Annotated in this window: 16 protein-coding genes; 8 read left to right on the top strand and 8 right to left on the bottom strand. The window is 59.8% G+C overall.

What is annotated here, in order from left to right:
- Window position 1 precedes the first annotated feature (1 nt).
- The 8 genes from ACI2KG_RS10370 to ACI2KG_RS10335 form a co-directional block, all read right to left on the bottom strand.
- Entirely contained in the window at window positions 2–2038 is a 2037-nt protein-coding gene (locus tag ACI2KG_RS10370) for a phage terminase large subunit family protein (RefSeq protein ID WP_404661805.1), read from the bottom strand.
- A 4-nt stretch (window positions 2039–2042) separates the two neighbouring features.
- A complete protein-coding gene (locus ACI2KG_RS10365; protein WP_404661804.1) occupies window positions 2043–2624 on the bottom strand; it encodes a terminase small subunit in 582 nt (193 codons plus the stop codon).
- A gap of 160 nt (window positions 2625–2784) precedes the next feature.
- Window positions 2785–3132, bottom strand: a complete 348-nt coding sequence (locus tag ACI2KG_RS10360) for a phage holin family protein (RefSeq protein ID WP_125854740.1) — start codon at window positions 3130–3132, stop codon at window positions 2785–2787.
- 203 nt (window positions 3133–3335) lie between these two features.
- The gene (locus tag ACI2KG_RS10355; protein WP_404661803.1) at window positions 3336–3887 is read right to left on the bottom strand and encodes a hypothetical protein; all 552 of its coding nucleotides are present in this window, start codon (window positions 3885–3887) and stop codon (window positions 3336–3338) included.
- Between the two features lie 324 nt (window positions 3888–4211).
- Window positions 4212–6971, bottom strand: a complete 2760-nt coding sequence (locus ACI2KG_RS10350; protein ID WP_404661802.1) for a DUF5906 domain-containing protein — start codon at window positions 6969–6971, stop codon at window positions 4212–4214.
- A complete protein-coding gene (locus tag ACI2KG_RS10345) occupies window positions 6968–7153 on the bottom strand; it encodes a TraR/DksA C4-type zinc finger protein (protein WP_404661866.1) in 186 nt (61 codons plus the stop codon). The genes ACI2KG_RS10350 and ACI2KG_RS10345 overlap by 4 nt, the downstream gene beginning before the upstream one ends.
- Window positions 7154–7163: 10 nt before the next feature.
- Window positions 7164–7652 carry a phage regulatory CII family protein gene (locus tag ACI2KG_RS10340; protein WP_012270875.1) on the bottom strand — a complete coding sequence of 163 codons (489 nt, stop codon included), beginning with the start codon at window positions 7650–7652 and terminating at the stop codon, window positions 7164–7166.
- Between the two features lie 129 nt (window positions 7653–7781).
- Entirely contained in the window at window positions 7782–8006 is a 225-nt protein-coding gene (locus ACI2KG_RS10335) for a transcriptional regulator (RefSeq protein ID WP_404661801.1), read from the bottom strand.
- 97 nt (window positions 8007–8103) lie between these two features.
- Here ACI2KG_RS10335 and ACI2KG_RS10330 point away from each other — a divergent pair, with 97 nt between their 5' ends.
- The 8 genes from ACI2KG_RS10330 to ACI2KG_RS10295 all read left to right on the top strand — a co-directional run bounded on the left by ACI2KG_RS10330 (window position 8104) and on the right by ACI2KG_RS10295 (window position 11339).
- On the top strand, window positions 8104–8808 hold the full coding sequence (locus tag ACI2KG_RS10330) for a S24 family peptidase (protein ID WP_198748736.1): 705 nt from the start codon (window positions 8104–8106) through the stop codon (window positions 8806–8808).
- Window positions 8809–8945: 137 nt separating this feature from the next.
- Window positions 8946–9116, top strand: coding sequence for a hypothetical protein (locus ACI2KG_RS10325; protein ID WP_274885499.1), 171 nt, complete (start codon window positions 8946–8948; stop codon window positions 9114–9116).
- Window positions 9113–9622, top strand: coding sequence for a hypothetical protein (locus ACI2KG_RS10320; protein WP_404661800.1), 510 nt, complete (start codon window positions 9113–9115; stop codon window positions 9620–9622). The genes ACI2KG_RS10325 and ACI2KG_RS10320 overlap by 4 nt, the downstream gene beginning before the upstream one ends.
- A complete protein-coding gene (locus ACI2KG_RS10315) occupies window positions 9619–9858 on the top strand; it encodes a pyocin activator PrtN family protein (protein WP_404661799.1) in 240 nt (79 codons plus the stop codon). The genes ACI2KG_RS10320 and ACI2KG_RS10315 overlap by 4 nt, the downstream gene beginning before the upstream one ends.
- 5 nt (window positions 9859–9863) lie before the next feature.
- A complete protein-coding gene (locus ACI2KG_RS10310) occupies window positions 9864–10466 on the top strand; it encodes a hypothetical protein (protein ID WP_404661798.1) in 603 nt (200 codons plus the stop codon).
- Entirely contained in the window at window positions 10463–10717 is a 255-nt protein-coding gene (locus ACI2KG_RS10305) for an AAA family ATPase (RefSeq protein WP_404661797.1), read from the top strand. Before ACI2KG_RS10310 ends, ACI2KG_RS10305 begins: the two co-directional genes overlap by 4 nt.
- A complete protein-coding gene (locus ACI2KG_RS10300; RefSeq protein ID WP_404661796.1) occupies window positions 10714–11079 on the top strand; it encodes a Lar family restriction alleviation protein in 366 nt (121 codons plus the stop codon). Before ACI2KG_RS10305 ends, ACI2KG_RS10300 begins: the two co-directional genes overlap by 4 nt.
- The gene (locus ACI2KG_RS10295) at window positions 11076–11339 is read left to right on the top strand and encodes a pyocin activator PrtN family protein (protein WP_404661795.1); all 264 of its coding nucleotides are present in this window, start codon (window positions 11076–11078) and stop codon (window positions 11337–11339) included. The genes ACI2KG_RS10300 and ACI2KG_RS10295 overlap by 4 nt, the downstream gene beginning before the upstream one ends.
- The last annotated feature ends 236 nt before the right edge of the window (window positions 11340–11575 follow it).

Here is an 11575-nt window from a genome sequence, read left to right as displayed (position 1 = left end):
GTCAGCGTCTCTTGAGATAGCCGCTGCTGGAGCTGCGGCGTTGCATGGGTTGGGGTGCGGCTCGTGGAGCCGGCAGTGGTGGCGGATCGTTGCGCTTGACCGGAGCAGGTACAGGAGCCGGCGAATCGATCTCGTCGCCCTGGTCGTCGTCCGGCTCGCTGGCCTGGGGCCGGGCTGGCTCCGCTTCGTTTGGCTCGAACAAGTTGGCCTGCGCGAGCGCCTGCCTCAGCTTGTCCCAGTCCTGTTCGCCATAGCGGTGAAGGCCAAGGAAGTTGGCCATGGCCAAGTTGTAAACCATCAGGTCGAGCGCCTCGTTGCGGTCGGCCTTGCCCTTGACCCACTCAATCCGCTTATAGCCCTTCACGTAACGGGCGACCTTTCGCTCGGCCACGCACTGCTGGAAGAACTCGTCGGGCAGGTCCTTGGCGAAGTGCAACGCACCAGGACCTGTCTCAAAGCTATAGCGGTTGTAGATCCAATCCTTGGCTGTATCGGTACCGACGATCCAAAGTTCCGCACCATTGCGCTCGGTTTGGCCTTTCCAGGTGACATCCACCTGCGATGGCCGCTGGGCGATTACGGGCCGCCCCGGCTTGCTTGCGCCCTTAAGCGCGAACACGTTGCGCCAACGGCGGACACGGGTGAACTGGTAGACCTCGTGGGTGTGGTGACCGCCGGAGTCGATGCCGGTAGCCAAGATGCCGAGGTTCACGCCGCAGGGGTGCCGGTATCGGACTTTCAAACGCTCGTCCAACAGGGACCAAGTGCGCTCGTCGGCAGGGTCACCGGGGATCACCTGGTGATCGACCACCCAGCGCTCCATGCCAGCCCCCCAAGCCATCACCATCAGTTCCAGGCGATTGGCCTGGACATCGACGGAGCCCGTTAAGGCAAGCGCCCCCACGGGCAAAGTTCCAAGAACGTAGTCCTCTTGCATCGCACGGGCCTGAAGCACCTCGGCCTTGGTTTGCTCGACTGCACTGTCCCAGACCTCTGCCAAACGGGTGTTGTAGAACACCTGCATCGGCTCCAAGTCGCCGCGATCCTGGGCACGCTTTGCCCCCTCGAACTCGCGGGCCAGCATGGTCCAAGAATGCCACCCCAAAGGCGCATAGAGCGCATTGAGGTGGAAGCTCACTGTCTCGCCATCGCCCTGGGCATGGGCTCGCCACTCACCCTTGGCCAACATCTCTGCCTTGTGATGCTCATCGATCAGCACATCACACTCAGTCCCTTCGCACTGGTAATGCACCGTGCTGAAGTCTGCGGAGTACAGCAGGCGCTCCCACTTCAAGACCTGCATATCCCCACAGGTCGGACATGGTACGTAGTAGTGCCGCTGATCCCCCATCATGAAGAGGTCATCGATCCGCGAGGCTCCCTTGATGAGCGGGGAACTGGAGAAATAGAACTTTGCGTTACGGCCGAAGGTACTGCCGCGCGCTTCGGCCAGCTTGATGCCATCGCCCTCCTGGTCTACGTCAACGTCCCAGCGGTCGACCTCATCGCCGTAGATGTACCGCGCCGACAGCTCAGACAGGTTTGCCGCCGAACCAGCGGTGGTAGCGTACAACGTGCCACCCTCGAACTCTTTGGTGTCCATGGTGTTGCGGGCATCCCTGGAGCGGTTAGCTGCCACGCGCGCCTTGAGTTCGGGCGTTGCGTCGATTGTCTTGCCGATCCGGGACGACACACGCTTGGCCAGTCCCAGGCTGGGCAGCAATGTCAGGATGTTGGATGGGGCCATATGAATCAGGGCGCCGATCCAGTTCAGAGCGATCTGCGTTTTCATCAGCTGCGAGGCGACCTTGGTCACCACCCGTTTGCACGGGTGCGCGGGAGAAAGGCAGCGCATTGGTTCACGTGCGTAGGGTGTGCGCGCGGTGCGGTATTTGCCGGGTTCGGCGGCGCCGGTGTCACGCGGGATCCGCATGTACTCGTCCGCCCATTCATCAACCCACAGTTCGGGGTCAGGCGTCAGCCCTCGGCAATACGCTTCGCGGTACACCTCGGCACCGTCTGCGTATCCGGTGGGCATAGGCTCAGCTCTGTGTGATGGCTAGGTTGAGGTCGGCATCGCTCATCTTGCTGACCTCGGTTAGAACGCGGCGGAACGCGCTGGCGAGATGCTTTTCGATCTCCCACGGATCACTCATACCCACCAGCTCGGCGGCGAGCTGCGGGGCGAGCCCGAATAACTGGTCGCGCAGCATCCGGCCCGCCGTGTAGGCCGCATCTTCCACCGCTTTACGCTCGACCAGATTGCCCTGGACTTTGTTGAACTCAGCCTCGGCCAGCTGGGCGAGGTAGTACTCGCGGTGCGCCTTCGCCTTCTGGAAATTGTGAGCTCCGACAGGTGCTGGATCCGGCTGCAACAACGCTAGCGGGCCGGGGCCGGGCTGGAGCTGGCTTCGGACATCCCGCTCAACGCGGTTTTCTTCATGCCGAGCAGCCACAGCTGCCTTGCTCGGATCGGCGGACTCAGCCAGCAGCAGCTCAGTGGCTTCGACGTCGACCTTGCCGTCGTCGGTCAGCACCAGCCGTTCCTGCTTGGCCAGTTTAGAGACATAGGATTTCGACCATCCGTGACGGGCAGCGAACTCCGATTTCGTCAGGTACGTCATGTCGAAAAGTCCAGTTCACCCAATAAATTCGGGGGGTTAACCAGTTCACCGCAGTTCACTAAGCTGGTGAACCACCCGCTAACAAAAAGCCGCGGGTTTCCTGCCCCGTATCCCGGCCATATCGCCAGGGTCCCCGGCCCCACCGGGGCTGCCGGTCGGGTCACTGCCCAGGCTCGCCGGCCTGGGGCGGCGCCTGCTCAAGCCCCAGGCGTTTCGCGGCCCAGCGCATGTAGAGGTTGATCGCAACATCGGCGCCGGCCATCGCAGCCAAGCAACCAACCGCTGCTGCTGCCCACACCGAAACGCCCAGGGCGTACAGCAGCATGTTGGTCGAAAGCCCGCAGGTCACACAGGCACCAGAGCGCAACGCCAACCGGCGAATAAGCCCCCAACCGCGAGCACCCGCCATGTCCGCCCGCCACATTTCTCCCGAAACACCGCCGACCAGGGACAGCACGATCACCATCCAGATCGGCAGTTCGGCTAACGTTTGTTGCTCGCTGTTCATATAAGCCTCATTGGCAAAGCAAGGCGCCGGAAAAGAAAACCCCGCCGGTTGGCAGGGTTCTCGATGCGCCGACAAGTCGGAGCGGGTTGCACAGCACAGTGCTTGTAGGGGAAGCGCCTAAGCGCACTTTTCATATCGTGACGCCTTTGTACATGCCACCGGAAAAACCGAAAAGGGCCTATTTACGGTTCTCCGCTTCGGCGCTACTTCGGCGCATCTTCGGCGCACACTCGGCGCATACTGACCCGACGAACGGTCTGCTGCCTCACTCGCCCAGCCCGAGCAGCCAGGATGGCAAATACCTGCAGGTGCAGGGCCTTTACCCAGTTCCGGTAGGTGCGATCAGCATCCTCAGCCAGCCCGACCTCGCGCATCTGTATCCGCACCGTTGTGCCGAAAAGGTATCGATGGTGAGCCAGCTTGGCCAATGTTGCCCCTCGCGCGTCGCGTCTCTCCAGTTGCGCCACTGCCGCGTCAACCTCAGCCGCAGCGTGGTCGAGACCAGCACCCGATACCAAGATCCGCGAACCTGACGAGCCACCGCGTGGTGCAGAGCCCTTCCATTCCATGATGGTGCCCATCTGGCTACCCAAGCTGGCCTCCAGCCCAAGCTGAGAACGCTGCTCCCCCCAATGCTTCATCAGCTCACCAATCAGACGCAGGCGCTCGGCCTGGTCGATGAGTGCCGCCATATCGATGCGATGCAGTGCGAGGTCCACCTGCTGCTGTAGGCGCAAACCTTGATCATTGCTCATCGCCAGCCTCCCGATCACTACCCAACACGGATTTAGTCAAACCCAACACAAACCCAACACACTCCAAAGCCAATAAATTCAATGATTTAAGTGAGTATGTGGCGAGTGTGTTGGGTGTGTTGGGTTTATCGAGGCTCGCATAGAGATATTTCTCACCTTCGGAATCACTGTTGAAAAAAGCGCGCCTGCGCGCGCGCGTGCACAAACCCAACACACCCAACACACATGCCCTCCACGCCGCGAAACTCGGGGCTCTGACCTGTGTTGGCTTACCGAAACCAACCCAACACAAACCCAACACACCCAACACACTTGCCGACGGAATCATGCTGCAAGCCTCTTGATGTGGTCCCAGCCGTCCACGTTCCACCCAGCCAGCTTTGCCCGGGCACGCCATTCGACGACGTTCTTGCCCAGCTCGGCCGCCACTGCGGATGGGGGCAGGGAAGGATCGCCGTCACTGGGGAAGAAGAACGCCGCGAACCGTCGGTTGTTGCCGTCTGACCAGGGGATGGCCCTTGTCTTCTCCACCTTCGCACTGAACATCAACGAGAACTTGGTGTGGCTCATGGAGTTCTCCTTGTTGTGGGAAGACCACTCCAAGAACATTGCGTAAACGTCCGAGGTCAGGCAGCAGCCCCACAGGCCATGCCCCAGCTCGCCGGCTCGCCAGAGGTAGAAGAAGGTCTGCCAGGCCGTGCGGCTCAGCTCGACCAAGCGTTGGCGGGCCTCGGTTTCCGGCGGGCGTGTGCGCTGGTTGAACTCACCCAGCTCCACGTCCAACAGCCATCCGTACAGCGCCGCGACTCCACCGCTGGCCAGCTCACGGGCGATTGCCTTCTGCCGCTCGGGAGGCAACGTCTCCAGTGGCCACATCACCAACATCCGCCGGTCACTCTCGCTGATCGGCCAAGGCATGATCTCGTTGCTCAGGAACACCGAGTTCATGTGGTTGGCTTCTTCCCAGCCGTTGATAAACTTCGACTCCATGCGCACCGTCTTGCCGGTGATCATGTGCTTGATCTTGCCCACCTGGTTGTAGCGCTGGTCGCGGCTGACAACCTCTTCGAACACCGCCCATAGCTTGCCGCTCTGCCAGGCGTTGAAGTTGCCTTCGAGCTGGGTCTGACCAACTGTTGCGCTGTACCGGCCGTACAGCTCGCCCATGATGTCCGCGAACAGCAAGCTCTTGCCTGAGCCTTCCATCGTGGAATGAAACAACACTGCAGTGTCCATCTTGGCGCCCATGTGCTGCAGCGGGTAGGCAAGCCACTTGACCAGCCAGTCCAGAGCTACCGCGTCGTGGTTACACAGGAACGAAATCAGCCACCGGAGGTTCTCGCAGGCAGCGTCATCCCGTACAGGCACAAGCGGTAAGCCCTCGAAGGTGTTGATGTAGATGGCAGGGTCCTTTGTCATCGTCGGGTCGAACACGATGTGGTCGACGTCGACCACTCTGCGACTCGGGCTGTTCAGCCAAAGCTGGTAGGCATCGCCCAAGGCCATCTTTACGCTGCCCTCGGGCAGGCGCCGCTTCTTCTCCCGGTCCCACGCTTCTTTGGTACCGTCGATGTACACATATCGGTCGAGCGGCGCGAGGTTCATTGCCCCGCCCTTCTTGCTCGACATTTTGCGGGCCTGCTCCAGTTCCTTGACCTGCTCGGAAGAGACCAGCTTCTTGTCGGTGCTCTCCATCCACTGCTTGGCAAGAGGTTTGCCGACTAGGGCTTCAAAGCCCGATCGCTTCATCGACTGCCCCTTGTCCATGTCCCACACGTTCGTGGTGCCCTCGACCAGGGCGAACCGGCGCTTGGCGCTTTTTAGCACTAGCCCCTCTCCCCCCTGCCCCCCGTCGGCCGAGGAGGCAGCCGTGCTGGAATCACCTTGTCGGGCCTCAACATCGGCAGCCTCATCGGGCGCTGCACCCGCCTCGCCCTGTTCGGCCTGCTCGACCACTGATGGGGCTCGGGGAAGTTCGCCCAATGGCGGCGGAGTCGGCGGGCGTGCCTTGGCGTCAATGCCCAGGATCTGCGCAGCAGCTCGGGTTGCTGCCCGCTGGTCACCGTTGTGCATCAGGATGCAGAACACATCAAACGCATCGTTCTTGTGTCCGTTTGCAAGCGGGTCAGAGGTATGGTGCGAGTACAGTTTCTTGTCGTCAGTGATCGTCACTCCTGGCAGGCCGGAACTGCTTTGCGGGCACAACCACTTACTTCCAACCCGCTTGTAGCCATGCGCCTCAATCATCGTGGCGATGTCGTGGATGCGGTTGAATTCAGGAATGACCTCGGGCAGCGGCTCTCCAGAACGGGCTGCAGGTCGGGGAGCGACAGGAGGCCTGCTCACTGGAGAAACTGGCTGCGGCCTCCAAGGGCACAACGCCTCGCCATTCGGCTTGAACTCTTCCCAACCCTGCCAGATTGCCAGTAGTTGGCCAGGCAGATCTGGCAAACCGCTAGCGTCAGGCGCCTTGCGCCAGGTATACGGCTTGCCAGTCCCCGGGTGGATCGACGGGGGCAATACGTCCTGCACTAGACCTGCGCGAAGCTCGAACACAGTGAGCTTTTTAAATGGCTCAGCAGCCATGCGCAGTGCCGCCTCCCTGGCTTCATCTTTTGCATCAACTGCAGCCCTTATTTGAGCCATCAGCCCCTTGTGAATGACACCGTCGGGGTCATTCTTGTTCGGCCAAACCAGTGCATGCTTCTTCAGTTCTACGCCATCAGGAACGCGGAACATGATGCGAAATCGTGCGGGGTTACCCACAGAAGTCGGGTATGACTCCGCGAGCGCATCAACGTCGATGCCATGGGTCTGCAGCAGCACCAGTCGCGTGAACTCAACGTCGTCAACATCAAGGGAGCAGACACGGCTCGGACCGAGCACAACGCCCAGGTTGTGATTCGGTTTTGCGGTCCAGAACTGCTCGGCGCTTGCGACATCCGTGAAATAGCCGCCGGGCTTATTCCAACCTTCTTGCGTCGGCCCCTTCGTGCCTGGCTCCATAGGAACCAGGGCAAGGTTGAAGGTTTGAATGTAACGCCGCGCCCAATCAGCTGTGGTAGGAGTTGGGCGCTCGCTCATCTGCGGCGCTCCCGCAGCTCTTGGCAATCCACACAGGTTTGGCAGCCAGCAACTGACCGCTGGCGGGCTAGCGGAATCGCATCATCGCAGTCCACACAATACTGAGCGCTCGGCTTAGCGTCGCCCCGGGCATGGCGCAGGAGGGAAAGCTGTAGGAAGTATTCGGCCTGATCATTGGCCATGTCAGCTGCATCAGCCATGGCAGCGGTCCTCCATCGCTTGGCGTGCTCCCGCCATGATGGAAAGCACTTGGCGGATAACATCCATCCCCCGTTGCTCCAGGTCCAGAACCTCCGCCGCAGTCCAAACGTTGTCGGACGCCCCATCGTGCAAGCTGCTGACAAACTCGCCGGACTCTTCAAGCAACTTGCCGACAGCCTTCAAAGCATCATTGGTAGCAGGTACCGGCTCAGGGCGATACCAGACAGCTCCCGCTGGGCGAACCAGAGCGTCAAGCAAGCGAGGGTCGGCAGTCCACTGCACAATCTCTTCCAGCTCGTCCGGGGTCGGCCAGCGGCGCTCTTCATTGTGGTGAAGCTTCTTCTGCAGCGTGTCGACCTCAAGACCCATGTCGAAGGCCAGCTTGGTGATACCGCCGCGATAATCACGACCTGCGCGATAGAGCGCCTGCCGCAAGGTGAGCACCGGGCCTGCACCCGGCAAAAGATCAATGCGACTCATAACCGTAAAACCTCGATTTACGGTGTAGTCACAGGAACAGGTAGGACCTATCCTACAACCACGACCGATGTACTGTGCTGTGCGTCGTCGTCGCTGGACTGGGGAGGTGAGAGGCCCCGGTCCAGCACCTTAATTTCTGGCGTTTCTTAGATAGGCCCAGTCGATATCAGGGCGCATTTCTTCACAGCGGATAACTCCGCCTGTTTCTCGGTCCAGGCTTACAGCCAAGCCGGCGCTTGCACGACGGTTTCCGTAAGCCACCTGCTTCAGCTGGCCGGCAGATGTCCCGCAGTCGCGGGCAAAGGCTGCCAGCCCATCCTTGTCCATCGTTTTCAGGTACTCGCTAAGCGTCATAGACACCTCCATGGGTGGCGAGATTAGCAATTGCTAATCAGCAAAACAATAGCATCTTGTAATTTACTGTTTGCTAACGGAAAGCAATCATCACCACATGGATATCAACGAAAGGCGTATCGCCTCCCTCCGCAAGATCATGGGGACCATGAGCCAGAAGGAATTCGCCGAGGCTCATGACCTGGACGCGTCGTATCTGTCGCAACTGTTGAACGGCCATCGGAAGCTGGGGGAAAAGGCTGCGCTCAATCTAGAGCTCAAGATCGGGCTTACTGCAGGGATGCTTACCTCTCCGCCATCGGAGAGCCCCACCCACAAAGCCCCAGATAATGTCGTTCACCTCTCGGCCCGAGCGGCCAAGGACAAGAACTTCATACTGATACCGCACCTGGACATCGCGGCATCGATGGGGCATGGCAAGGCAGCCCCCTATATGCACATTGAAGTGATACGCGACATGACCGTGCACCTCGACTGGCTGAGGATGCAGGGTCTAACGTTCTCAAAGGTCGACAATCTGGCGATCATCTCCGGCAACGGCGACAGCATGACTGGCACGTTCGCGGACGGTGATGCACTGCTGGTCGACCGTGGGATTACAGAGGTCAAAACAGATGCGATCTATGTCTTCACACTGGACGGCGACCTATACATAAAGCGCCTCCAGCGGCTGACTGGCGGGCAGCTCAGAATGATCTCGGACAACCCGATCTACCCCCCGATTACGATTGATCTGTCCATGATTGATCGAATGCACATTCAGGCTCGCGTGCTGCTCGCCTGGAACGCTAAAAAGCTGTAACCCCCCTTCCCCGTTCGCAGCTACCGGCCATCAGGCAGGTACTGCCACGCCAAAATAATTTAGCAATTGCTATTGATGTAAATTTTAGCTTTTGCTAATTTCGATCCGTGTCACCTCTCACTCAAAGGACACGGACCATGAAATCAGCACAGTACAAACAGCCAGGCACAGTCCTGATTCACCCCACCGCTTGCACCAGTGTGCAGAAGGTTCTGGCATTCCAGCGCCGCACCGGACTGCAGGTGATCATCAACCAATTCGGTACAGCTCAAGCGATTCCCGCTCAATGCGCAGGGGGTGCCGCATGACCGATTACACGCTCTCTTTGAAGCGCATGATGCTGCTTCAGAAAACGTTGGACGAAGGCGGCTTCACGACTTGCCCACTACAACGGCCGGAAACCACCACCGATGCAGTGATTCAAGTCGAGAACGACAACGAGGTTCACCGTCTCAGCGTGCGCTTCGGGCCACTACATAGCTCGATCACATTGAAACGGCGCGATGCAGCGAAGTACTTGGCGCTGCGGGACTTCCTGCAAGACGTGGCCAATGGCCGAGCTGACTCTGGTACCGAGTCGCAGGCAGCAGCCGCTATGAGGGAGGCACTCGAATCCGTGAATACAGTGCTGGAAACCGACCAAGTCGCCTACATCACCCCTACCGCAGATAAGGCCCGTCCATTCCGAGTAATCGTGTTGGATGAGCTTGGGGACATTTGCGCCCACACAAAAGGCCACTGCAAGGACAACCTTGTGGAAGCTGTGCGCGCCCAGCTCAGGCCCCGGTACCAGGGGGCCGAGGAACACTCATGAGGGACACGCTAGCCCAACTGCGCAATCAGTGGACAACCCCCTGCCCGACGCTAACTGCCGTGCGGGAGCACTACTTTCCCCACATCAAGACTGATCGCCGGTTCAAGGAACTCGTCCAGAAGGGCCAGATCCAGCTGAAGCTTAAAAAGCTGCACAACTCGTTAAAGGCGCAGCACGTGATCTATCTGCACGACTTGGCCGAGTACCTGGACCACCAGGCCGGCGAAGCAAAGTAAGCGACATGAATCAGATGGCCCCGATCATCAGGGGCACCAGCTCGCCGCCCACCTCTCATCTATGCGGCGGCGAGCATTTTGGAGCACAGCACATGCAACCGCATCAGTACGCACTCGCCGCCGGCATAGGCTGGATGGTCACCCTCATCATTCTCCCCTTCCTGATCGCAAAAGCACGCCAGCGCGCCTATGCACAGGGCTTCGAGGCCGGCAAAGCGTGCAATGATCAAACCCTCAAACTACAGCTCAAAGATGCCCAAAAGGCCCAGGAAGAGCTGCGCACCGAGCTTCAGCGCACACGACAAGACTGCTCGCAGCAGCTTGAAGCACGAGAGAACAGCATCACCGCACTGAGAGTGATGATCGCTGACCTGAAGGACCGGCTCCTGGGCCACGTTGGGCTGGTCGTGACCAAGTCGGACCACACTCAGCTGGTTACCGCCTCCGCTACGATGCGCCTCGCCCAGCGCACATTCCAGGCATTGAAGTCCCAACCTGAGGCAGATCGAGCAGCCGCCCAGGCCGATTCCATCGACGAGTTGGCAAAGCGCATACACACCCAGCTCCGCAACGCCCCTGACAGCGTAAATGGGGAGGCCGCAGCATGACGTCCCCAACTCCCCATAGCTGCCTCGTCCACGGCCCGTCTGGCTGCGGCAAGAGCACCAACGCCCAAGCCATCGCCAAAGCACTTGGCCTGCGCGACGTACTTGATAACTGGACGCCAGGTAAACCCGCTCCGCTGCTCAATACGCTGCTACTGAGCAGTGAGCGTGACCCATGCTGGCATTTCAAGGGCCGTGCAATGACCTTCGACCAAGCGATGCAGATCGCACGCCAGCAGGGGACAGTTATATGAGCAACGACCAGACTCTTGCCCCCTGCCCGCTCTGCGGCAGCCCTGCGAATCGGTTCACGATAGAAGACGACCGCGATCCGAACCATGGCGACGACGCTATCACCTGCAGCAACTGCGACGCCTGCACTCGCGTTGTGTTCGGCGAAAAGACAGGTCTCGCGGACTTGTGGAATAGACGCGCTGCAACTCCCCACGCTTGGCTCGGCCAGGCCGGGCTCTACCGCACTCGGTTTGACGCCTTGCGCAATTTCGAGCAGTCCGTCACCCCGGTCTCTGCCGACGAACTGTTCAGCCTTGCCAGCAAGCAGGCGCTGAGCCAGCGCAATAAGCCGAACTCGCAGGAACAGGAGGGCAATGCGTGAACACAGCCTTTGTTTTGATGGCGCAGTACAACGGCTTGGCGATTATCTCGCTCGAGCAGTTATGCGCGGATTACTTCACGCACCTCACGCCGCTCGTATTCCAGCGCAAGGTGCTGGCCGGGGAGATCAAGCTACCCATCACCCGACTTGAACCGAGCCAGAAGAGCGCCCGAGGCATACACATTGCCGATCTGGCTCTCTACCTGGACCAGCAGCGGGATGCTGCGCGCAAAGAGTGTGCGCAATTGAGTAAGAGGTAACGGGCGGGCTGATACGAAGATCGCACCTCATGGTCAGTATCAGCCGTCAACAGCGAACCTCTGGCTGCATTCGCCCCTCCACCCAGTCGACTTCGCCCTAGCTACCTTACGTCGATGGCCGCCTACGATCGGCGGCTATTGAACTGCTCCCTGTATGGGCTGGATGAGAATGGCCGAACTGCCCAAATCCATTCCGTGATAGTGACCGATTTCGCCCAGAAGCGGACTTTCCCACC

Origin of the sequence: Pseudomonas sp. NPDC089407, from assembly GCF_044900445.1 — a bacterium.
Taxonomy (GTDB): Bacteria; Pseudomonadota; Gammaproteobacteria; order Pseudomonadales; family Pseudomonadaceae; genus Aquipseudomonas.
This window is presented reverse-complemented; position numbering and strand designations above follow the sequence as displayed.

Coding starts and splice junctions, on each gene's coding strand:
- ACI2KG_RS10370 (WP_404661805.1), bottom strand. CDS start 2,038: ATGCCCACCGGATACGCAGACGGTGCCGAGGTGTACCGCGAAGCGTAT.
- ACI2KG_RS10365 (WP_404661804.1), bottom strand. CDS start 2,624: ATGACGTACCTGACGAAATCGGAGTTCGCTGCCCGTCACGGATGGTCG.
- ACI2KG_RS10360 (WP_125854740.1), bottom strand. CDS start 3,132: ATGAACAGCGAGCAACAAACGTTAGCCGAACTGCCGATCTGGATGGTG.
- ACI2KG_RS10355 (WP_404661803.1), bottom strand. CDS start 3,887: ATGAGCAATGATCAAGGTTTGCGCCTACAGCAGCAGGTGGACCTCGCA.
- ACI2KG_RS10350 (WP_404661802.1), bottom strand. CDS start 6,971: ATGAGCGAGCGCCCAACTCCTACCACAGCTGATTGGGCGCGGCGTTAC.
- ACI2KG_RS10345 (WP_404661866.1), bottom strand. CDS start 7,153: ATGGCCAATGATCAGGCCGAATACTTCCTACAGCTTTCCCTCCTGCGC.
- ACI2KG_RS10340 (WP_012270875.1), bottom strand. CDS start 7,652: ATGAGTCGCATTGATCTTTTGCCGGGTGCAGGCCCGGTGCTCACCTTG.
- ACI2KG_RS10335 (WP_404661801.1), bottom strand. CDS start 8,006: ATGACGCTTAGCGAGTACCTGAAAACGATGGACAAGGATGGGCTGGCA.
- ACI2KG_RS10330 (WP_198748736.1), top strand. CDS start 8,104: ATGGATATCAACGAAAGGCGTATCGCCTCCCTCCGCAAGATCATGGGG.
- ACI2KG_RS10325 (WP_274885499.1), top strand. CDS start 8,946: ATGAAATCAGCACAGTACAAACAGCCAGGCACAGTCCTGATTCACCCC.
- ACI2KG_RS10320 (WP_404661800.1), top strand. CDS start 9,113: ATGACCGATTACACGCTCTCTTTGAAGCGCATGATGCTGCTTCAGAAA.
- ACI2KG_RS10315 (WP_404661799.1), top strand. CDS start 9,619: ATGAGGGACACGCTAGCCCAACTGCGCAATCAGTGGACAACCCCCTGC.
- ACI2KG_RS10310 (WP_404661798.1), top strand. CDS start 9,864: ATGAATCAGATGGCCCCGATCATCAGGGGCACCAGCTCGCCGCCCACC.
- ACI2KG_RS10305 (WP_404661797.1), top strand. CDS start 10,463: ATGACGTCCCCAACTCCCCATAGCTGCCTCGTCCACGGCCCGTCTGGC.
- ACI2KG_RS10300 (WP_404661796.1), top strand. CDS start 10,714: ATGAGCAACGACCAGACTCTTGCCCCCTGCCCGCTCTGCGGCAGCCCT.